Annotated in this window: 21 protein-coding genes; 10 read left to right on the top strand and 11 right to left on the bottom strand. The window is 65.7% G+C overall.

Annotated elements, in window-relative coordinates; translation table 11 throughout:
* Window positions 1-16: 16 nt before the first annotated feature.
* A complete protein-coding gene (locus C7T96_RS04920; RefSeq protein WP_106570084.1) occupies window positions 17-700 on the bottom strand; it encodes a GntR family transcriptional regulator in 684 nt (227 codons plus the stop codon).
* 24 nt (window positions 701-724) lie between these two features.
* Window positions 725-2,380, bottom strand: coding sequence for an FAD-binding dehydrogenase (locus C7T96_RS04915; protein WP_106570490.1), 1,656 nt, complete (start codon window positions 2,378-2,380; stop codon window positions 725-727).
* Window positions 2,381-2,545: 165 nt separating this feature from the next.
* On the opposite strand from C7T96_RS04915, the gene C7T96_RS04910 reads away from it, so the two are divergent.
* Window positions 2,546-2,899, top strand: a complete 354-nt coding sequence (locus C7T96_RS04910) for a DUF1304 domain-containing protein (protein ID WP_106570489.1) — start codon at window positions 2,546-2,548, stop codon at window positions 2,897-2,899.
* 4 nt (window positions 2,900-2,903) lie between these two features.
* On the opposite strand, the gene C7T96_RS04905 is transcribed toward C7T96_RS04910, so the two are convergent.
* The 7 genes from C7T96_RS04905 to C7T96_RS04875 all read right to left on the bottom strand — a co-directional run bounded on the left by C7T96_RS04905 (window position 2,904) and on the right by C7T96_RS04875 (window position 8,973).
* Complete coding sequence (locus C7T96_RS04905) at window positions 2,904-3,935, bottom strand: peptidoglycan -binding protein (protein ID WP_106570083.1); 1,032 nt, start codon at window positions 3,933-3,935, stop codon at window positions 2,904-2,906.
* 1 nt (window position 3,936) lies between these two features.
* Window positions 3,937-4,968 carry a MotA/TolQ/ExbB proton channel family protein gene (locus C7T96_RS04900; RefSeq protein WP_106570082.1) on the bottom strand — a complete coding sequence of 344 codons (1,032 nt, stop codon included), beginning with the start codon at window positions 4,966-4,968 and terminating at the stop codon, window positions 3,937-3,939.
* Between the two features lie 97 nt (window positions 4,969-5,065).
* The gene (locus C7T96_RS04895) at window positions 5,066-5,752 is read right to left on the bottom strand and encodes a hemolysin III family protein (RefSeq protein WP_245414065.1); all 687 of its coding nucleotides are present in this window, start codon (window positions 5,750-5,752) and stop codon (window positions 5,066-5,068) included.
* Window positions 5,753-5,854: 102 nt separating this feature from the next.
* Complete coding sequence (locus C7T96_RS04890) at window positions 5,855-6,655, bottom strand: inositol monophosphatase family protein (protein ID WP_106570081.1); 801 nt, start codon at window positions 6,653-6,655, stop codon at window positions 5,855-5,857.
* Window positions 6,656-6,682: 27 nt separating this feature from the next.
* Window positions 6,683-7,246 (bottom strand): elongation factor P, encoded by a 564-nt coding sequence (gene efp, locus C7T96_RS04885; protein ID WP_106570487.1) that lies wholly within the window; start codon window positions 7,244-7,246, stop codon window positions 6,683-6,685.
* 105 nt (window positions 7,247-7,351) lie between these two features.
* Window positions 7,352-8,314 (bottom strand): tetratricopeptide repeat protein, encoded by a 963-nt coding sequence (locus C7T96_RS04880; RefSeq protein ID WP_106570080.1) that lies wholly within the window; start codon window positions 8,312-8,314, stop codon window positions 7,352-7,354.
* Window positions 8,311-8,973, bottom strand: a complete 663-nt coding sequence (locus C7T96_RS04875; RefSeq protein ID WP_106570486.1) for a thiamine phosphate synthase — start codon at window positions 8,971-8,973, stop codon at window positions 8,311-8,313. The genes C7T96_RS04880 and C7T96_RS04875 overlap by 4 nt, the downstream gene beginning before the upstream one ends.
* Before the next feature lie 174 nt (window positions 8,974-9,147).
* Here C7T96_RS04875 and C7T96_RS04870 point away from each other — a divergent pair, with 174 nt between their 5' ends.
* The 3 genes from C7T96_RS04870 (at window position 9,148) to C7T96_RS04860 (ending at window position 12,571) form a co-directional block, all read left to right on the top strand.
* Entirely contained in the window at window positions 9,148-9,918 is a 771-nt protein-coding gene (locus C7T96_RS04870) for a sulfite exporter TauE/SafE family protein (RefSeq protein ID WP_106570079.1), read from the top strand.
* Between the two features lie 116 nt (window positions 9,919-10,034).
* Complete coding sequence (locus C7T96_RS04865) at window positions 10,035-11,675, top strand: acyl-CoA synthetase (RefSeq protein WP_106570078.1); 1,641 nt, start codon at window positions 10,035-10,037, stop codon at window positions 11,673-11,675.
* 368 nt (window positions 11,676-12,043) lie between these two features.
* The gene (locus C7T96_RS04860; protein ID WP_106570077.1) at window positions 12,044-12,571 is read left to right on the top strand and encodes a DUF1465 family protein; all 528 of its coding nucleotides are present in this window, start codon (window positions 12,044-12,046) and stop codon (window positions 12,569-12,571) included.
* 5 nt (window positions 12,572-12,576) lie between these two features.
* Here C7T96_RS04860 and C7T96_RS04855 read toward each other — a convergent pair whose 3' ends face one another.
* Window positions 12,577-13,353 (bottom strand): sulfite exporter TauE/SafE family protein, encoded by a 777-nt coding sequence (locus tag C7T96_RS04855; protein ID WP_238719775.1) that lies wholly within the window; start codon window positions 13,351-13,353, stop codon window positions 12,577-12,579.
* Window positions 13,354-13,465: 112 nt separating this feature from the next.
* Between C7T96_RS04855 and ruvC the strand changes: the two genes are divergently transcribed.
* From ruvC to ruvB, 3 genes are read left to right on the top strand one after another with little or no spacing between them, the layout of a single operon-like run.
* The gene (gene ruvC / locus C7T96_RS04850; RefSeq protein ID WP_106570076.1) at window positions 13,466-13,990 is read left to right on the top strand and encodes a crossover junction endodeoxyribonuclease RuvC; all 525 of its coding nucleotides are present in this window, start codon (window positions 13,466-13,468) and stop codon (window positions 13,988-13,990) included.
* Window positions 13,987-14,607, top strand: coding sequence for a Holliday junction branch migration protein RuvA (gene ruvA / locus C7T96_RS04845; RefSeq protein WP_106570075.1), 621 nt, complete (start codon window positions 13,987-13,989; stop codon window positions 14,605-14,607). Before ruvC ends, ruvA begins: the two co-directional genes overlap by 4 nt.
* Before the next feature lie 43 nt (window positions 14,608-14,650).
* Window positions 14,651-15,688, top strand: coding sequence for a Holliday junction branch migration DNA helicase RuvB (gene ruvB / locus C7T96_RS04840; RefSeq protein WP_106570074.1), 1,038 nt, complete (start codon window positions 14,651-14,653; stop codon window positions 15,686-15,688).
* A gap of 22 nt (window positions 15,689-15,710) precedes the next feature.
* Here ruvB and C7T96_RS04835 read toward each other — a convergent pair whose 3' ends face one another.
* On the bottom strand, window positions 15,711-16,964 hold the full coding sequence (locus C7T96_RS04835; RefSeq protein ID WP_106570484.1) for a cellulase family glycosylhydrolase: 1,254 nt from the start codon (window positions 16,962-16,964) through the stop codon (window positions 15,711-15,713).
* A 61-nt stretch (window positions 16,965-17,025) separates the two neighbouring features.
* Between C7T96_RS04835 and ybgC the strand changes: the two genes are divergently transcribed.
* The 3 genes from ybgC to tolR all read left to right on the top strand — a co-directional run bounded on the left by ybgC (window position 17,026) and on the right by tolR (window position 18,914).
* Window positions 17,026-17,490, top strand: a complete 465-nt coding sequence (gene ybgC, locus C7T96_RS04830; RefSeq protein ID WP_106570073.1) for a tol-pal system-associated acyl-CoA thioesterase — start codon at window positions 17,026-17,028, stop codon at window positions 17,488-17,490.
* A 240-nt stretch (window positions 17,491-17,730) separates the two neighbouring features.
* On the top strand, window positions 17,731-18,441 hold the full coding sequence (gene tolQ / locus C7T96_RS04825; protein WP_106570072.1) for a protein TolQ: 711 nt from the start codon (window positions 17,731-17,733) through the stop codon (window positions 18,439-18,441).
* A gap of 23 nt (window positions 18,442-18,464) precedes the next feature.
* Entirely contained in the window at window positions 18,465-18,914 is a 450-nt protein-coding gene (gene tolR, locus C7T96_RS04820) for a protein TolR (RefSeq protein WP_238719802.1), read from the top strand.
* Window positions 18,915-18,932: the final 18 nt, after the last annotated feature.

Here is an 18,932-nt window from a genome sequence, read left to right as displayed (position 1 = left end):
GGCAATTAAAGGGACGTCAAGCCGATCCGACCTGGGCGTCCCGGTGCGCGAAATGATTATCGTCCAAGGATTGCACCAGCCGGCGCGCGGTCTCGACATGGGCGAGCATCGCAGCCTCCGCGCCGGCCGTGTCGCCGGCCGCAACCGCGTCGGCGATGCGGGCATGGTCGTGATTGGTGCGGAAGATGTCGCGCCGATCGACCATTACCCGAAATTGCAGCCAATAGATCGAATTCGAAAGCCTGGCGAGCGTATCGGCGAGCAGTGGGTTGCCGGCGGTTTCGGTGAAAAGCGCGTGAAACCGTGCGTTGAGGTCGGAAAAGCGGGGCATGTCGTTGGCCTCGGCGGCGGCGTCCAGATCGCGGCGCAGCGCGACGAGCCGCGCCGGGGCCGCGCTGAGCGTGGGCGTTGCCAGGCGCACGGCCAATGCCTCGAGCGCACCGCGCACGGCGAACAGATTGTCGACTTCGTCGCGGGTCAGCCGGCGAACGGTGACGCCGCGATGCGGAGCGAGCGCCAGCAATCCGTCCGCCGTCAGCCGGCGGAAAGCCTCGCGCACGGACGATCGCGACACGCCGAGACGGGAGGAAAATTCGGCTTCCGTCAGCCGTTGGCCGGGTGAGAGCTGGCCGGCGCGCACGGCCGCGGTGATGTGGGCCGCGATCTGCTCGACCGTCGAGGCGGCGGCGGTGCTGGTCATGCGCGTCGTGTTTCCCGTCTGGACTCAGGCGCTGGCGATATGGCGCCCGGCGGTGCGGCCGGAAAAGATGCAGCCGCCGAGAAAGGTGCCTTCGAGCGCGTTATAGCCATGATAACCGCCGCCGCCGAAACCGGCGACCTCGCCGGCTGCATAGAGGCCGGGAACCGGGTTCCCGGCGCTGTCGAGCACGCGGCTGTCGAGATCGGTATGCAGCCCGCCGAGCGATTTGCGGGTCAGCACGTGCAGGCGAACCGCGATCAGCGGACCGTTTTTCGGATCAAGCATCTTGTGCGGCGCGGCCGTGCGGATCAGCTTGTCGCCGAGATAGGCGCGGGCGCCGCGAATGGCGGTGATCTGGGCATCCTTGGAAAACGGGTTGTCGATCTCGCGGTCGCGGGCCTCGATCTGGGCCTTGATGCGCTCGGGATCGAGCAGTTTTTCGTCGGTAAGCGCGTTCATGGCTTCGACCAGCTCGGCGAGCGTGTCTCGGACGACGAAATCCTCGCCTTTTTGCTTGAAGGCCTCGACCGGCGGTGGCGCGCCGGCGCCGCGCCGGCTTTTCAACACCGCGCGCCAGCTCTTGGCGGTGAAATCGGGGTTCTGCTCAGAACCGGAAAGCGCGAACTCCTTCTTGATGATTTTCTGGGTCAGGATGAACCAGGAATAGTCGTGTCCGGTCGAAAGGATGTGTTTCAAGGTTGCGAGCGTGTCGAAGCCGGGCATGCAGGGCGCGGGCAGGCGGTTGCCGGTGGCGTCGAGCCACAGCGAAGACGGACCGGGCAGAATGCGGATGCCGTGATTGGGCCAGATCGGTGCCCAGTTCTTCACCCCCTCGGTATAGTGCCACATCCGGTCGGCGTTGATGACGGCGCCGCCGGCCTGCTTGGCGATCGCCAGCATGCGGCCGTCGACGTGATGCGGCACGCCGGCGACCATGGTGACCGGCGGCAGGCCAAGCCGTTCCACCGGCCAGTTCTTGCGCACGAGGTCGAAATCGCCGCCGATGCCGCCGCTGGCCACGACCACCGCGCCGGCCGTGACCTCGAAATCGCCGACGGCCGTGCGGCTCGATCGTTCGCCGCGCTCCACCGTGGACGGTTCGAGGATTTCGCCGGCGGCACCGGTGACCCTGCCGTTGGTCCTGACCAGACGGCTGACTCGGTGGCGGAATTTCAGCACGATGCGGCCTTCGGCGGCATGCGCGCGAACGCGGCGCTCGAACGGTTCGACGGCGCCGGGCCCGGTTCCCCAGGTGATGTGGAAACGTGGCACCGAATTGCCGTGGCCGTCGGCGAAGCCGCCGCCCCGTTCGGCCCAGCCGACGACCGGAAACCAGCGCATGCCCATGGCGTGCAGCCAGCGGCGCATCTCGCCGGCGGCGAAATCGATATAGGCTTCGGCCCATCGCCGCGGCCAGTGATCTTCCTGCCGGTCGAACCCGGCCGAGCCGAGCCAGTCCTGCAGCGCGAGGTCGCGGCTGTCCTTGATGCGCAGCCGGCGCTGCTCGGGGCTGTCGACGAAAAAAAGACCGCCGAGCGACCAGAAGGCCTGGCCGCCGAGCGAATTCTCGCCCTCCTGGTCGAGGATGATGACGCGTTTGCCGGCATCGGCGATCTCCGCGGCGGCCACCAGCCCCGCCAGTCCGCCGCCGACGATGATCGCATCCGCGTCTGTCGCCATGTCGCTGCCTTTCCGTGCCGCGGCGCCGTGCCGCCCATTGCCGTCATCGTAGGCGATTTGCGCCGGCTGACAATCGTCCTGCCGCCATTCTGGCGCAACGGGTTCCATTCGTTCCCGAACGGCCTAAGCTTGGTCTGGCGTTTTCGCGAAAAACGGATGTCGACGATGATTGCGACCGTGCTGAGCGGCCTGGTGGCCCTGCTTCACCTCTATTTCCTCTATCTCGAGATGGTCGTGTGGGACACGCCCGCCGGCCGCAAGCTGTTCGGCACCACGGCCGAATTTTCCGCCCAGTCTAAGGCGCTGGCGATCAATCAGGGCCTTTACAACGGCTTTCTGGCCGCCGGTCTCGCCTGGGGCGTGTGGCTGGGCGCGGAGGGGTTTGCCATCAAGGCGTTCTTCCTCGGCTGTGTGGTGGTCGCCGGTCTGGTCGGCGCGGCGACGGTGTCGCGCAAGATCCTGTTGATGCAGGCTCTCCCCGGCGCCTTGGCGCTGCTTGCTCTTCTCGCCGGCTGGTAGGGCGCTACCGCTCGGTCAGTTTGAGTTCGATGCGCCGGTTGCGGGCGCGCACCTCCGGTGTGTCGCCTTCCTCCAGCGGCTGGAACTCGCCGAAGCCGGCCGCGACCAGGCGGTTGGCCGGGACGCCGTTCTCGATCAGGAACTTGACCACCGAGGTCGCGCGCGCCGACGACAATTCCCAATTGTCGCGATAGCGCCCCGTGCCCGACAGCGGCACGTTGTCGGTGTGGCCGTCGACGCGCAGGACCCAGTTGATCTCCGGCGGGATTTCCCTTTGCAGATCGAGGACGGCATCGGCGAGCTTTTTCATTTCCACGCGTCCGGCCTCGTTGATGACGTCGGCGCCGGAGGCGAACAGCACCTCCGACTGGAAGACGAAGCGGTCGCCGACAATGCGGATATTCTCGCGGTCGGACAGGATCTCGCGCAGCCTGCCGAAGAAATCGGAGCGGTAGCGGTTGAGTTCCTGCACGCGCTGTGCCAGCGCGACGTTGAGGCGGCGCCCGAGATCGGCGATCTTGACGTTGGATTCGCGGTCGCGTTTCTCCGACACTTCGAGCGCGTCCTCGAGCGCGGCGATCTGCTTGCGCAGGGCCGATATCTGCTGGTTGAGCAACTCGACCTGCGACAGCGCGCGCTGCGAGATGCGGCGCTCCTGGTCGAGCGCGCCCGACAGCGCGCCGATGCGCTCCTCGGCGGCCTGGTCGGCGCCGGTGCCGGCGGCCAAAAGTTCCTCCAGCCGCGAGCGTTCCGCCTGGGTGGCCTCCAGCGAGGCGCGCAGATTGGCAAGCTGGTCTTCCGAATCCTGATTGTTGGAGCGTTCGAGGGCGAGAAGCTGGGTCAGTTCGTTGATCTGCGAATTGAGGCGGTTCAAGACCGCGTCCTTGCCGGTGATTTCGCGGCTGAGCAGGAACTGCGCCAGCACGAAGACCGACAGCAGGAACATGATGGCAAGCAGCAGCGTCGACAGCGCGTCGACGAAGCCCGGCCAGTAGTCGACGCCGCGATTGCGCTGCCGGCCGCGCGCCAGGGCCATCTCAGCCGGCTCCCTGCTTGTCGTGATCGAGGGCGTCGGCGATCTTTTCGAGGGCGGCGCGCGTCGCCTTTTGCTCTTCCGACTGCGCCTCGACCCAGTCGCGCATCAATTGCTGCTCGTTGCGCATGTTCTTGACCAGTCCGGAGATGCCTTCGGCCAGACTCGCCATCGAGGTCGCCACGCGTTGGCTCGAGCCGCCGGCCTCCTGCAGCGAGCGGAGCCGCTCGGCGACCATGCGGATCTCCTCGGCGGAACCGGCCGTGGCGGTTTCGGCGGCTACCGCCGTGTCGGAATCGAGATCGGTGACCGAGGACAGCCAGTTTTCAAGCTCGGTGTAGAAGCGATTTTGCGCGCGGCCGGCCTGCAAATCGAGAAAGCCGAGAACCAGCGAGCCGGCCAGGCCGAACAGCGACGAGGAAAACGCCGTGCCCATGCCGGCCAGCGGTGCGGCCAGGCCCGATTTCAGCGCGTCGAGCACGTCGTTGGTGTCGCCGGAGGCGGGGTCGAGCGACTGGATGGTGTCGCCGATCGCGCCGATCGTCTGCAACAGGCCCCAAAACGTGCCGAGAAGACCCAGAAAGACCAGCAGGCCGATCAGATAACGCGAAATGTCACGGCTCTCGTCGAGCCGGGTAGCGATCGAATCGAGAATCGAGCGCATCGACAAGGTGGTCAGCGCCGTCGCGGAGGAACGGCTTAGCATCACCTTCATCGGCGCCAGCAGCACCGGGTTGCCGGTCTCGGTGCCGAGGCGGAACGAGTTCACCCAGCGCACCTCGCGGAAAAGCCGTACCACATGGCTGAACACCAAAAGGATGCCGACGGCGAGAACGCCCAGGATCAGGCCGTTCAGGCCCGGATTCGTGGCGAAGGCGGAGGAAATCTGCCGGTAAAGAATGGCCGCGACGAAACCGGCGATCGCCAGGAAGATGAGCATGGACAGCAGAAAGATCTGCGGACTCGACAATTTATGCGGGTCATAGTCGGCCTGTCCCGACAGCCCGTCTTCCGCAAGATTTCGTAACCACGCCATTGCCAAGCCTCGAATCCGATCCCGCCCAAATCGTGTGCGCGATCCTAAGCGGAATTGTGACGAAATTGAAAGTTGCAGCGGCGGGTGCCGCCAAGCGTCACGAACGGCTGATCACCATCAGATCAAGCATCGCGGCCAGGTGTAGCCCGGCGCCCGAAACCACGAAACCGTGCCAGACCGCGGACTGGAAGCGCAATTTCTGCCACGCGAAAAACAGCACGCCGGACGAATAGGCCACGCCGCCGGCGATGATCAGCCAAAGGGTCGAATAGGGCAGAACGTCGACGATTTCGCCGACCACGACGATGCCGCTCCAGCCGATCGCCAGATAAAAGGCGACGGCGAGACGGTCGTAGCGACCGGGCAGCAAAAGCTTGACCGAAACCCCCAGCGCCGTGGCCGTCCACACAAGGACGAGCATCGTGGTTGCCGTGCCGGCGGCGAGTTGCGCCAGGAACGGTGTGTAGGTGCCGGCGATCAAGAGAAAGATAGCGGCGTGGTCGAAGCGACGCAGAACCCATTTGGTCGGCGATAGCGGCCACAGATTGTAGGCGCACGAGACCGAAAACACAGTCAGCAGCGACGCGACATAGAAGATCACCGCGACATATTCGGCCGGTGCGGTGCTGAACGCCGACAGGGCAAGCAGGGTCGAGCCCGCGGCGATCGCCAGCACGATGCCGAGGGCGTGCACGATGCCGTCCGCCCAGCGTTCGGCGGTGCTGTGATGAAATCGTCCGCGGAAGGGAAGCCCTGCCTCTTCGCCGTTTTGCATCTCGTCCATGCCGTTACACTATCTGGCGGATGTGACGAGACTGTAGAGCGAATGTCGCGGCCAGGGAAAATTTTCCGGTCCCGCCGGCCAAGCGCGACCCACCCCGGCTGTTCAGCGCGCGGGCAGGGTTTTCTTGAGTTGTTTTGACAGGGCACGGTGGATCGTCTCGTTGCCGGCCACGATCGAGCCGGTGTCGAGAAAATCCCCGCCACCGTCGAAATCGGTGACGAAGCCGCCGGCCTCGCGGATCATGAGCGCCCCGGCGGCCATGTCCCAGGCCGACAGACCGTGTTCCCAGAAGCCGTCGAGGCGGCCGGCCGCCACATAGGCAAGGTCGAGCGCCGCCGCACCCATGCGCCGGATGCCGGCGCTTTCGCCCATGACATTGCGCAGCTCGATCAGCGCGGTGCCGTGATGGCCGCGACCGAGATGCGGGATGCCGGTGCCGATCACGCAGTCTGTGAGCTTCGAACGGCCGGCGACGCGCAACCGGCGGTCGTTCATGAAGGCGCCGCCGCCGCGTTCGGCGGTGTAGAGTTCGTCCATGGCCGGATTGTAGACCAGGCCGGCGACGAGCTGGCCCTGGCGTTCGAGCGCGATAGAGACCGCGAACAGCGGAATGCCGTGCAGGAAATTGGTCGTGCCGTCGAGCGGATCGACGATCCAGCGATGCTGGTTGTCGTCGCCGTCGATCGCGCCCCGCTCCTCCATCAGGAAGGCATAGCCGGGCCGGGCGCGCGCGAGTTCGGTATGCACGATTTCCTCGGCGCGGCGGTCGGCCTGGCTGACATAGTCGCCGGGCCCTTTCAGCGAAACCTGCAGGTTCTGCACCTCGCCGAAGTCGCGCGCGAGCGAGCGGCCGGCCTTGACCGCGGCCTGCACCATGACGTTGATGATCGCGGAACGCGCCATTGGACTGGACTTTCTTCGCGGACGCCGTCAGTCGGCGCGGCGGATATAGGTGATCTCGTTGGTGTCGACCACGATGCGTTCGCCCGACTCGATGAAGGGCGGCACCATGACGCGAACGCCGTTTTCGAGCATGGCAGGTTTGTAGGACGATGCCGCGGTCTGGCCCTTGACCACCGGGTCGGCCTCCGCGATCGTCAGCGTCACCTGGTCGGGCAGCGACACGCCGATCGGCTTTTCCTGATAGAGCTCGACCGTCACCGTCATGCCGTCCTGCAGGAAGGAGGAACGGTCGCCGACGAAATCCTTCTGCAGTTCGAGCTGTTCGTAGGTTTCGGCATCCATGAACACCAGCGATTCGTCCTGCTGGTAGAGATAGGTGAAATCCTTCTGCTCGAGCCGGACCCGTTCAACCGTCTCGGCGGCGCGAAAGCGTTCGTTGAGTTTGGTCCCGTCGATCAGGTTCTTCAGCTCGACCTGGTTGTAGGCGCCGCCTTTGCCGGGCTTGACGGCGTTGGTCTTCACCGCGACCCACAGCCCGCCATTGTGCTCGATCACGTTGCCGGGGCGGATTTCGTTGCCGTTGATCTTCATGCGTTCAAATCCAGAAAATGCCTTGTGGCGCAGGCGGCGCCTTTTCGCGGCTTCCAAGAACACAATTCCGCCGGAGAGGCAAGACGAAGCGGTGCGACGGGCGGTTCAGCGCAGGCGGTTGGCCCGCTCGATCGCCTTTTTTTGCTCGTCGGTGGTCAGGCCCTGGAGAAAGTCGTCCATGTCGCGATCGCGCAGGCCGGCCCGGCGGGCGGTGATGTACCAGGCCGCCGCCTCGATCGGGTCGGGCTCGGTGCCCAGGCCGTGCACATAAAGCTTGGCGAGGCGGTTGCGGGCCGCGACATTGCCGCTTTCGGCCGCGCGCTTCATCCAGCCGAAACCGGCTTCGTAGTCGCGCTCGCCGCCACGGCCCTCCACCAGCCAGGTGCCGAGATCGAGCTGCGCGGTGTCGTAGTTCTGGCGCGCGGCCAGGATCAGATATTCGCGGGCACGCGCCTCGTCGCGCGGGCGGCCGGCGGCGCCGTTCGCGTAGAGCTGGGCCATGGCGTACTGGGCGTCTGGCAGGCCGGCTTCCGCGGCCTTTTCATAATAGGGTACCGCCTTGGCGAGGCCCGTTCCGCCGGCTTCTCGATTGATCAGCATCTGCGCGAAATTGAACATTGCCAGCCGGTTGCCGGCGTCGGCCGCCGCCTGCATCAACTCGAAGGCGCGGTCTGGATCGGGCCCGGCATATTTGCCGTCGGAAAGGACCAATGCGTATTGGAACTGCGCCTCGGCGATGCCGGCCTCCGCCGCCTTGCCGTACCATTTGGCCGCCTCGGCCGGGTCGCGTGGCAGGCCAAGCCCGCGCGACAGGATTTCGGCGACCAGCGCTTGGGCGGCGGCGTCTCCGTCCTTTGCGCGCGGCAGGGCGAGATTGTAGGCGGTGATGTAGAGACCGCGCTGGTAGGCGCCGAAGGCCGGGTCGCTTTGTTTTTCGCCGAAGCGCTGTAGGTCGACGGACGGTTTGTCGGCTTCGCCCGCGCGGTCGCCATCGGCGCCGGCCGCCGGCGAGGCGACGAGCGGCAGCGCGGCGAAAAGCAACGCGGCGAGGGGATGCCGGCTTCTCATCGGGGCGTCTCGTGGGCGAAAGCGGTTTCGTCGAGCATGCGGTTGATTTCGGCAACGGCTGCCTGCGGATCGGCGCCGTCGGCAAACACGGCCGCGCTTGCGGCGACGAATTCCGCACCGGTCCGCGCGACCTCGACAACCGAGTCGATGCGGCTACCGGCAAGCACGAGGCACGAAATCTCTACCATCTCCGACCACCAGCGGCCGAGCGCCAGATTGCGGGGATGCGGATCCGGCTTGGAATCGTAGCCGAAGCGGCCGAAGAACAGATAGTCCGGGCGCAATTCGCCCAGTTCCAGCGCACGGTCGCGATCGCGCGCGCCGCCGGCACCGACCATCATCGCCGGCTGATAGCGGCCGATGGCGTCGGCGAGATCGGCAGTGGCGCCGTCGACGTGAATGCCGTCGGCCTTGGTGCGTGCGGCAATGCGCGGCGCTCCGGCGATCACCACTGCGATGCCGCGCGCCTGGGTGAGCGGGACGATCCGTTCGGCGAGGTGCTGGAATTCGCCTTCAAGCATGTCGAACTGCGGCAGAATGAGGGAGGCCACGTCACCGCCGGCACAGGCCTTCTCGATCCGCGCGGCCAGCGTATCGAGATCGCGCGACTGCGGCGCGATCAGCACGAGGCGGCAGCGATTGGGCGGTTTTTCGGTCATGGTCATGCTCTCCGGCCCGCTCATGGCGTGCGATCTTGGTGGGAATGGGGCATAACCGAGCCCGCGCCGAATGACCAGCGTTCCGCGTGGGTCGGGACGCGCCCGGTATCCGATTGCCGCTCGCCTTCGCGCGCCGCAACCTTTATGGCTGCGCCTTGAAAGTTGCGCTCGCCGATGCCGTCACTGATCACCGATCCGTCCTTCTATGCCGTCGCGATTCCGGCGGTCGTTCTCGTCGGCCTGGCCAAGGGCGGGCTGGGCGGCGCGATGGGGTTTCTCGGCGTGCCGCTGATGGCGCTGGTGATTTCGCCGGTGCAGGCGGCCGCGATCCTGCTGCCGATCCTGGTGCTGATGGACGTGGTTTCGCTGTGGTCCTGGCGCGGCTATTACGACACACGCACCCTGGCCATCGTGCTGCCGGGCGCGCTTTTGGGCATCGGCATCGGTTGGCTGACGGCGACGCTGGTGACGGGCGACGTGGTCAGGCTGGTGCTGGGCGTGGTCACGTTGCTGTTCGTCGCGCGCTGGCTTTATTCGATGGTCGCCGGCACGGGGCGGGCGAGCGCCCACAATCCGCCCGCCGGCGTGTTCTGGGGCGCGGTCAGCGGCTTCACCAGCTTCGTCGCCCATGCCGGCGGACCGCCCTATCAGGTCTATACCCTGCCGCTGCGCTTCGATCCGAAGCTTTATACCGGAACCAGCGTCATCTATTTCTCGGTCGTCAATGCGGTCAAGCTCATCCCCTATTTCGCGCTCGGCCAGTTCGACGCCGTCAATCTCGGCACGTCGCTCGCGCTGCTGCCGTTCGCGCCGCTGGCGACGCTGGCCGGCGCCTATGTGGTCAAACGCATGCGCGCGGAGATCTTCTATCCGCTCGCCTACGCGACCGTTTTCGTGGTCGCGCTAAAACTCGTTTGGGACGGGATCTCGGCTTTTTCCGGCTGATGCGTGCCGGTGCCTCGGCCGCTGCCGGGCCTGCCTTTCTCGGCAGCCATATTGGCGGATGACGCGCTCGCCACGGCTCGCTACTCTTTCGGCAAACAGCAGATGGGGAGGCACACGTGCCAGGCATTTTCGAAACCGGCCTCGACCGCAATGCGGCCAATTTCCAGCCGTTGACGCCACTGTCCTATCTCGAACGCGCGGCCAAGACCTTTCCCGACCAGACCGCGATCATCCACGGCGCCGCGCGCACGACCTATCGCGAATTCTTTGCCCGTTCGCGCCGATTGGCCTCGGCACTTGCCGCGCGCGGCATCGGCAAGGGCGATACGGTGTCGGTGATGCTGTCGAACACGCCGGCGATGCTGGAGGCCCATTTCGGCGTGCCGATGGTCAAGGCGGTGCTGCATTCGCTCAACACACGTCTCGACGCGGCCATCATCGCCTTCCAGCTCGACCATGCCGAGACAAAGGTGCTGATCGTCGATCGGGAATTCTCGCCGGTGGTGAAGGAGGCGCTCGCGCGGACCGACGCAAGCCCCCTGGTTATCGACTACGACGATCCCGAACATGGCAGCGACGCGCCCTATCCCAAGGGCGAGCGCATCGGCCAACTCGACTACGAGACGTTCGTGGCGTCGGGCGACCCAGATTTTGCCTGGTCGATGCCGGACGATGAATGGGATGCGATCTCGCTCAACTACACGTCCGGCACGACCGGCAACCCCAAGGGTGTGGTCTATCATCATCGCGGCGCGGCGCTGATGGCCTACGCCAACACCATCCATGCCGGCATGGCGCGGCATCCGGTCTATCTGTGGACGTTGCCGATGTTTCACTGCAACGGCTGGTGTTTTCCCTGGACGCTGGCCATCCAGGCGGGAGCGCATGTGTGCCTGCGCTGGGTGCGCGCCGGGGCGATGTACGACGCGATCGCCGATCACGGCGTCACCCATCTGTGCGGCGCGCCGGTGGTGATGTCGAGCCTGCTCAACGCGCCCGATGCCGAAAAACGCACGTTTTCGCAAACCGTCACCTTCAATACCGCCGCCGCGCCGCCGCCCGAGGCGGTGCTGTCGGGCATGGCCGATGCGGGTTTCATGGTGAACCATCTCTACGGGCTGACAGAAACCTACGGTCCGGCGGTCGTCAACGAATGGAAAGGGGAGTGGGACGCGCTGGACAAGGGCGAGCGTACGTCGAAAAAAGCCCGGCAGGGCGTGCGCTACGCGGCGCTTGAAAACCTGACCGTCATGGATCCGCAGACGATGGAAAAAACCCCGGCCGACGGCGAAACGATCGGTGAGGTGATGTTTCGCGGCAATATCGTCATGAAGGGCTATTTGAAGAACAGGCCGGCGACCGACGAGGCGCTGGCCGGGGGGTGGTTCCATTCCGGCGATCTCGGCGTCATGCATCCCGACGGCTATATCCAGCTCAAGGACCGCTCGAAGGACATCATCATTTCCGGCGGCGAAAACATTTCCTCCATCGAGGTCGAGGACGCGCTCTACAAGCACGCCGCGGTGGCGGCGTGCGGCGTCGTGGCCAGAACGGACGAGAAATGGGGCGAGACGCCCGTCGCCTATGTCGAGTTGAAGCCGGGCAAGACGGCGGACGAGGCGGAGATCCTGGCGCATTGCCGGACGCTGCTTGCGCGTTTCAAATGTCCCAAAATGGTGGTTTTCGCCGAAATTCCGAAAACCTCGACCGGCAAGATCCAGAAATTCCGCCTGCGCGAGATGGCGAAGTCCTTGTGATCGCAGGTAAAACGCCGCCTTCGCGTTCGCGCGCGACGGGTCGCAGTTTCGTCTTTCTGTTAACCGGACGTTAAGCTTTATGGGTGTTTACTATTTTCATCCAGTTTTTCTGGATTCTTACCGAGCGGCTGGGTCTGCTCTGTTTGACGCCTCCCTGTTAAACTCCTGAGAGCCGCTTTGCGCGGCTCTTTTTTTGTCCGGATTCGGGACGGCTCCGGGCCGCGGCATTAACCCTTTGTTAAACATCGGCTTGCGTTGGCCGGGGAGAACGCGCAATTTCTGCCTCCGGGACCGTTAGGTCGCCGGCCGGATCGGGCTATATGCATGGACCACTGGTCGGAAGCAGTCGAGCGTGCGGGGTGACGTCCATGAGTAATGCGGTAAGAGGCGACGAGAATACCATCAACCTTGCCGAGCGCCGGCTGTTTTCGCCGTCGTTCAAGCCGCTCTACGACGAAGGCATGGGGCTGGTCGAAAAGACCGCGGAATATCTCGACGGGCCGGGCCGGGCCGAGGCCAAGAAACTGTCACGACTGGCGGCCACGCTTTATGCCGCCGAATCGATGCGGCTGACCACCCGGCTGATGCAGATCGCCTCCTGGCTGCTGCTGCAGCGGGCGGCCAATTCCGGAGAGATGACACGCGAGCAGGTCGCGGCGGAAAAATCGAAGGTTCGGCTCGACACGGCTTCCGCCCATGACCGGGCGGAGGGCTGGTCCGAGCTGCCGGAGGATTTTCGCGCGCTGGTGTCGCATTCGCTCAATCTTCAGGGGCGGGTGCGCCGGCTCGATGACGAAATCTACGGCAGTGGCGCCGAGCCGCTGGCCAGCGTCGGCCGGGCCAATCCGGTTTCCGACCAGATCACGCTCCTCAACACCGCCTTCGCCCGCGGCTGACGCGTTCAGTTCGCGTCCGGCCTGCCTAGGGCTGCAAACAGCGGGTCGGCGATCGGCAGCGCCAACAAGGCGGCGGCCGCGATCAGCACGAAGGTCACCCGGCGGTAGGTTTTCTCGCTCGCCAGACCGAATAGGCGCGAGCCGATCGTCAGGCCGACGAAATAGGGGCCGGCGGCGGCGATGCTCAGCAGCACCGCTTGACGCTCGAACAGACCCGCCAGCCAGATATTGGTGATCGACAGCGCCTCGGTCAGGAAAAACAAGGTCATTAGATTGGCCCGCACGATCAGGCGCGGCAGGTGCGAGGCGAGCCAGTAGATGATGACCGGCGGCCCGGGAATCGAGGCGATGCCCGACAACAGCCCGGCCACCGCGCCGACCAGCAGAGACGTGCCGGCAGTGCGCGGGCCGGCATAGCGCCAGCCCTTCACCAGGGCCGTCGCACACAGCAGGATCGCCACGCAGATCAGCCAGCGCAGCATTGTGGGATCGCCCCATTTGAGGATCTGGATGCCGACCGGCAATAGCAGGCTGAGCCCGGCCAGAACCGGCAACACCTCGCGCCAGCGGGCGACCTTGAGCGCGGGTATCGTTACCGGAATGATCGGCAGCGTGTCGATCAGCACAACGATGACCAGTGCCGCCTTCGGCCCGTAAAGCGCGGCCGCCACCGGCACCACGATCATGCCGGTGCCGAATCCCGACATGCCGCGGGCGATGCCGCCGACGAGCACGGTGCCGAGCAGAATGGCGAGCGACAGGTCGAAGTCGGGAAGGGGCAAAGGGTGTTCCGGTGCTGTGGAGGGGTGAGGCGGGCGGGTGAAGGCAGCGATTTCGTTTCTCGTTTGTTCACATTCGGCTGGCAATGGTCCTGCGTCAGATTAAGGTGGGACCATGGCTAGCACGATTCGTATCATCGGTATCGATCCGGGGCTGCGCCGCACCGGCTGGGGACTGGTCGAGGCGACGGGCAATGCGTTGCGCTTCGTGGCGGCGGGCACCGTGCGCTCCGATGCCTCGGCCGCGCTCGCGGTTCGCCTGCGTCAGCTGCATGACGGGCTGGCGGAGGTCATGCGTGCGCTGGAGCCGGACGAGGCGGCGGTGGAGCAGACTTTCGTCAACCGCGATGCCACCGCGACGCTGAAGCTTGGCCAGGCGCGGGGCGTGGCCATGCTGGTGCCGGCGCTTTCGGGCCTCGCGGTCGCCGAATATGCGCCGAACGCGGTCAAGAAGACGGTGATCGGGGTCGGTCACGGCGACAAGAAGCAGATCCACATGATGGTCAAGGTTTTGATGCCCAAGGCGGTTTTCGACAGCGAGGACGCCGCCGACGCGCTTGCGATCGCGATCTGCCATGCCCATCACAGGCAAAGCGTGCCGGCACGGCTGGCCGCCGCTCATGCGGGGGTGCGGGCATGATCGGCAAGCTCAAGGGAACCCTCGACGAGATCGGCGAGGACTATTGCGTGGTCGACGTGCACGGCGTCGGTTACGTCGCCTTTTGCCCCGCTCGCGTGCTTGCTGGCCTGCCCGGGCCGGGCGAGGCGGTCACGCTTTATATAGAAACCTATGTGCGCGAGGACATGATCAGGCTCTACGGCTTCACCTCCGCGCTCGAGCGCGAATGGTTCCGGCTGTTGCAGAACAATGTCCAGGGCGTCGGCGCCAAGGTGGCGCTCGCGGTGCTGTCCACCCTGTCGGCGGCGGACCTGGCCAATGCGGTGGCGCTGCGCGACATCGCCATGGTCAGCCGGGCGCCGGGTGTGGGCAAGAAGGTCGCCGAACGCATCGTCACCGAACTGCGCGACAAGGCGCCGGCCCATGCCGGCGCGGCGTCGGGCACGATCGGGCTGAAGCAGGAACTCGGCGAAGGCGTGGCGCCGGCGCCGGTCGCCGACGCCGTCTCGGCGTTGACCAATCTCGGCTACGGTCGCGACGTGGCCGCCAATGCCGTCGCCGCGGCGATGAAGGAAGCCGGTGAGGGCGCCGATTCGGCCCGCCTGATCCGGCTCGGGCTGAAGGAGCTGGCACGATGATCGTCGGCTTGCCGGGGTCCGGCGGGCATGCGATGAGGACGTCATGAACACCGCGCCCCGGCTGATTTCCTCCGAAAAAACCGGCGAGGACGTCGACGTCTCGCTGCGGCCGCAATCGCTGGACGACTTTGTCGGCCAGGCGGCCGCGCGCGCCAATCTGAAAGTGTTTGTCGAAGCCGCCAAGGCGCGCGGCGAGGCGCTCGACCATGTGCTGTTCGTCGGCCCGCCCGGGCTCGGCAAGACCACGCTCGCCCAGATCATGGCCAAGGAACTGGGCGTGAATTTCCGCTCCACTTCCGGTCCGGTGATCGCCAAGGCGGGCGATCTGGCGGCGCTCCTCACCAATCTCGAGGATCGCGATGTCCTGTTCATCGACGAAATCCACCGGCTGACGCCGGCGGTCGAGGAGATCCTCTACCCGGCGATGGAGGATTTTCAGCTCGACCTGATCATCGGCGAGGGGCCGGCGGCGCGCTCGGTCAAGATCGAGCTTTCGCGCTTTACCCTGGTCGCCGCGACCACGCGTCTCGGGCTGATCACCAATCCTCTGCGCGACCGCTTTGGCATCCCGGTGCGACTCAATTTCTACGAAGTCGAGGAGTTGGAGAAGATCGTGCGCCGCGGCGCGCGCATCCTCAATCTGCCGATGGCCGAGGAGGGCGCGACGGAAATCGCCCGCCGGGCGCGCGGCACGCCACGAATCGCCGGGCGTTTGCTGCGCCGGGTGCGCGATTTCGCTTCCGTTGCCGGCGTGGAGGTGGTCGACCGCAAGATCGCCGACGAGGCGCTGTCGCGGCTGGAGGTCGACGCGCTGGGTCTCGACCAGCTCGACCGGCGTTATCTGTCCATGATCGCGCGGAATTTCGGCGGCGGCCCGGTGGGGATCGAGACCATCGCCGCGGGGCTGTCGGAGCCGCGCGACGCCATCGAGGACATCATCGAGCCGTTCCTGATCCAGCAGGGCTTTATCCAGCGCACGCCGCGCGGGCGGCTTTTGACGGGCAATGCCTGGCGCCATCTCGGCCTCGAGGCGCCGCGAAACCTGGCCGAGATGCAGGGACGGCTGTTCGAGGAGGAGTGACGGCCGCCGGCGGTCGTCAGGCCTAGCGTCTTGGCAGACCCTCCACGGTCCTAAGTATCGCGCCCTCCGTCGGCTCTCCCTCGAAGGCCTCGACCACGCCGAAGGCGCCGCCATAGCCCCAGATCGACCAGGCGAAGCCGTTTCGTTCGGCGAGATCGATCATGTCGGCGACATAGGCGGCCCGCCATTCGGCCGGCATCACGGCCTGGGTGCCGTATTCCTGGCGGATCATGCCGAACTCTCCCAGCAGGATGCGCTGCGGGGCGATGTCATGGCGACGCGCCCACCCGGCGACCTCGACGAAGGGGGCGGCCATCACGGCGGCCAGTTCGTCGGCCGTGTCCAGCTTGGCGATCTCCTCGTCGAGATAGGCCAGCATGCCGGCCCGGCGTGTCCAGGGCGCGTCGGCGCGGATGCGCTCGCGTATCCTTTCAAGCGCGGCGTCGAGTTCGGCGCGCGGCACGGCGTGCGGCGGGTAGGGTAGCCCGGCGACATAGCGGATGAAGTCGCCGGCCCAGCCCGCGCCCTGATGGGTGAGCAGGAAGGGCGCGTAGGAATGAAACGACCACAGCACATTGTCGTCGGGGATCGTGGTTGGGTCGAGGGCGGCCAGACCGTCAGCCGAGCCCCAGCAGCCGCCCGAAAGCACCAGCGTCAGCCGGGTCGCGGAGGCGCGCGCGGCGGCAAACAGCCGGCCGAGCCGGTCGGGCCAGGCCGTCGTGCCGGGCGCGCAGTCCACGATCGGCTCGTTCATCAGTTCGAAGGCGACCATGGCCGGGTCCTCGCGTGCCAGCGTGCGCGCCATGCGCCGGACCGTTTCGACATACCGCTCGAACAGCGCCGCATCGTCCATCACCTGGCTCATGCCGATGGCGCGGTTGCCGCCGGCGGGAAACAGATGCATGTCGACGACGACCTTCAGCCCGGCCGCCGTGATGGCGCGGACGGCATCCGACACTTCGCCATAGAGCCGGTCGTGGAAACGGGCCGCCTTGTCGGACAGGAAGGGCGAGGGATCGACCGGCATGCGCACGAAGTCGAAGCCGGCCTCCCTGAGGCGTTTCAGGGCGGCCTGGTCGACTGTGCGGCGCCACTCGGGAAAGGGCAACAGCACGTCTTCCTCGTCCCAGCGGCTTTCGTCGGGCCAGCTTACCCAGATGTCGAGATTGAGGCCGCGCTGGGCCGAAAAGGTCGCCGCGTTCGCCCAGCCCGCCGCAGCCAGCAGGAGAACCAGACCGGCGAGGCCGTGCTTGAACAATGCGGCCAGGAATGCCATCGATTTGCGCGCGCGCCCCATGCGGGCTCCTTGCCAGACGGATCGGACGAAGGAAAGCGGGATGGCGGATCATGGTGAACGGCCGGCGGGCATCGCCGGGGAGATGACGGATTTCGGCCACCGGTTGCAGGCGCGGGTCTATTACGCCGACACCGACTTTTCCGGCGTGGTCTACCACGCGCGCTATCTGGAGTTCTTCGAGCGCGGGCGGTCCGATTTCCTGCGACTCGCCGGTGTCCACCATACCGAGCTCGCCGACGGCAAACATGGCGAAAAACTGGTCTGGGTGGTGCGCAAGATGGCGATCGAGTTCAAGGCGCCGGCCAAGATCGATGATATTCTGACCATCGACACCCGCACGGCCGAGATTTCCGGCGCGCGGATCTTCATGGAGCAGGAGCTTAAGCGCGGCGACAACGTGCTGGTGACGGCCAGGGTCGAGGCCGCGATCGTCGGCGAAGGGGGGCGGCCGCGCCGCTTTCCAAAAGAATGGATCGCCGCCTTCATGCCCCGGCGTGGCGGTTGAACCGGCCTCGGCTTCGATTGCAGAACGGACGAATCCTAACGCCTCCTTAACCTTAACCCTTCATGAATCGAACGGATCGGATCGTCACTTTTCCGCGCGCCTTGGTTTTACCAAGATTCCTACGGAAAAGGCCGCAATTGCGCGTGGGGTGATGTCCGGGAGACTGCGTTCGACCGGACCGGCGGGAGACAGGCGCGGGCCGGCGGCGTCCGGCGCCCCATTCTTAAGGACAGGATATCCATGGAATCTTCAGCTCTTCCCGAGCTTGCCACCAGCCTTTCTGTGTGGTCGCTCTTCTGGCAGGCGGGCTGGATCGTCAAGCTGGTGATGATCGGCCTGCTGTTGGCGTCGATCTGGACCTGGGCGATCATCATCGACAAAATAATCGCCTATCGCCGCATGCGCGCCACGCTCGATCGTTTCGAGGAGAATTTCTGGTCGGGGCAGTCGCTCGAGGAACTCTATCGCGCCTTGTCGGAGCGCACGACCGCCGGCATGGGCGCGATCTTCGTGGCGGCCATGGCGGAGTGGAAAAAGAGCTTCGAGAAGGGCGCGCGCTCGCCGATCGGCCTGCAGACGCGGATCGACAAGGCGATGGACCTGGCGCTGACACGCGAGATGGAAGGGCTGGAGGGGCGCCTCGGTTTTTTGGCCACGATCGGTTCGTCGGCGCCGTTTATCGGCCTGTTCGGCACGGTGGTCGGCATCATGACCTCCTTCCAGGCGATCGCCGGGTCGAAATCGACCAGCCTGGCCGTGGTCGCGCCGGGCATCGCCGAAGCGCTGCTGGCCACCGCCATCGGCCTTCTCGCCGCCATTCCCGCCGTTGTCGCCTACAACAAGCTGACCTCCGACGCGGGCAAGCTTGGCATGCGCATGGAAGGGTTTGCGGACGAGTTCTCCGCCATACTCTCGCGCCAAATCGATGAAAGAATTCCGCAGAAAGCCTGAACGGCAGGAGCAGCACCATGGCCATGTCGGTAGTGCAATCGGGTGGACGCGGCGGGCGCGGTCACCGGCGCCGCGGTCGTCACCACGCCTTGATGTCGGAAATCAACGTCACACCGTTCGTCGACGTCATGCTGGTGCTGTTGATCATCTTCATGGTCGCGGCGCCGCTGTTGACCGTGGGCGTGCCGATCGATCTGCCGGAGACCGAGGCCAACGCGCTCAATGCCGATACGCAGCCGATCACGGTCTCTGTCAACGACAAGGGCCAGATCTTTCTCCAGGAAACCGAGGTGCCGATCGACGAGGTGGTTGCCAAGCTCGAGGCGATCGCGCGCACCGGCTATGACGAGCGTATCTATGTGCGCGGCGACAAAGCGGCCGATTACGGCACGGTCATGCGGGTGATGGCCCGCATTTCGGCGGCCGGCTTCCGCAATCTCGGCCTGGTGACGCTGCAGGAACAGGACAGCTAGCCCATGCGTGCGGCTGCG

It is taken from the genome of Nitratireductor sp. StC3 (assembly GCF_003015025.1).
Lineage (GTDB): Bacteria > Pseudomonadota > Alphaproteobacteria > Rhizobiales > Rhizobiaceae > Mangrovimarina > Mangrovimarina alexandrii.
This window is presented reverse-complemented; position numbering and strand designations above follow the sequence as displayed.

Excerpts from the sequence above, each read along its gene's own strand:
- C7T96_RS04920 (WP_106570084.1), bottom strand. The coding sequence starts at position 700 with ATGACCAGCACCGCCGCCGCCTCGACGGTCGAGCAGATCGCGGCCCAC.
- ruvC (WP_106570076.1), top strand. The coding sequence starts at position 13,466 with ATGGCTAGCACGATTCGTATCATCGGTATCGATCCGGGGCTGCGCCGC.
- C7T96_RS04880 (WP_106570080.1), bottom strand. The coding sequence starts at position 8,314 with ATGAGAAGCCGGCATCCCCTCGCCGCGTTGCTTTTCGCCGCGCTGCCG.
- C7T96_RS04890 (WP_106570081.1), bottom strand. The coding sequence starts at position 6,655 with ATGGCGCGTTCCGCGATCATCAACGTCATGGTGCAGGCCGCGGTCAAG.
- efp (WP_106570487.1), bottom strand. The coding sequence starts at position 7,246 with ATGAAGATCAACGGCAACGAAATCCGCCCCGGCAACGTGATCGAGCAC.
- C7T96_RS04870 (WP_106570079.1), top strand. The coding sequence starts at position 9,148 with ATGCCGTCACTGATCACCGATCCGTCCTTCTATGCCGTCGCGATTCCG.
- C7T96_RS04905 (WP_106570083.1), bottom strand. The coding sequence starts at position 3,935 with ATGGCCCTGGCGCGCGGCCGGCAGCGCAATCGCGGCGTCGACTACTGG.
- tolR (WP_238719802.1), top strand. The coding sequence starts at position 18,465 with ATGTCGGTAGTGCAATCGGGTGGACGCGGCGGGCGCGGTCACCGGCGC.
- tolQ (WP_106570072.1), top strand. The coding sequence starts at position 17,731 with ATGGAATCTTCAGCTCTTCCCGAGCTTGCCACCAGCCTTTCTGTGTGG.
- C7T96_RS04910 (WP_106570489.1), top strand. The coding sequence starts at position 2,546 with ATGATTGCGACCGTGCTGAGCGGCCTGGTGGCCCTGCTTCACCTCTAT.
- ruvB (WP_106570074.1), top strand. The coding sequence starts at position 14,651 with ATGAACACCGCGCCCCGGCTGATTTCCTCCGAAAAAACCGGCGAGGAC.
- C7T96_RS04835 (WP_106570484.1), bottom strand. The coding sequence starts at position 16,964 with ATGGCATTCCTGGCCGCATTGTTCAAGCACGGCCTCGCCGGTCTGGTT.
- C7T96_RS04900 (WP_106570082.1), bottom strand. The coding sequence starts at position 4,968 with ATGGCGTGGTTACGAAATCTTGCGGAAGACGGGCTGTCGGGACAGGCC.
- ruvA (WP_106570075.1), top strand. The coding sequence starts at position 13,987 with ATGATCGGCAAGCTCAAGGGAACCCTCGACGAGATCGGCGAGGACTAT.
- C7T96_RS04895 (WP_245414065.1), bottom strand. The coding sequence starts at position 5,752 with ATGGACGAGATGCAAAACGGCGAAGAGGCAGGGCTTCCCTTCCGCGGA.
- C7T96_RS04915 (WP_106570490.1), bottom strand. The coding sequence starts at position 2,380 with ATGGCGACAGACGCGGATGCGATCATCGTCGGCGGCGGACTGGCGGGG.
- ybgC (WP_106570073.1), top strand. The coding sequence starts at position 17,026 with ATGGCGGATCATGGTGAACGGCCGGCGGGCATCGCCGGGGAGATGACG.
- C7T96_RS04860 (WP_106570077.1), top strand. The coding sequence starts at position 12,044 with ATGAGTAATGCGGTAAGAGGCGACGAGAATACCATCAACCTTGCCGAG.
- C7T96_RS04875 (WP_106570486.1), bottom strand. The coding sequence starts at position 8,973 with ATGACCGAAAAACCGCCCAATCGCTGCCGCCTCGTGCTGATCGCGCCG.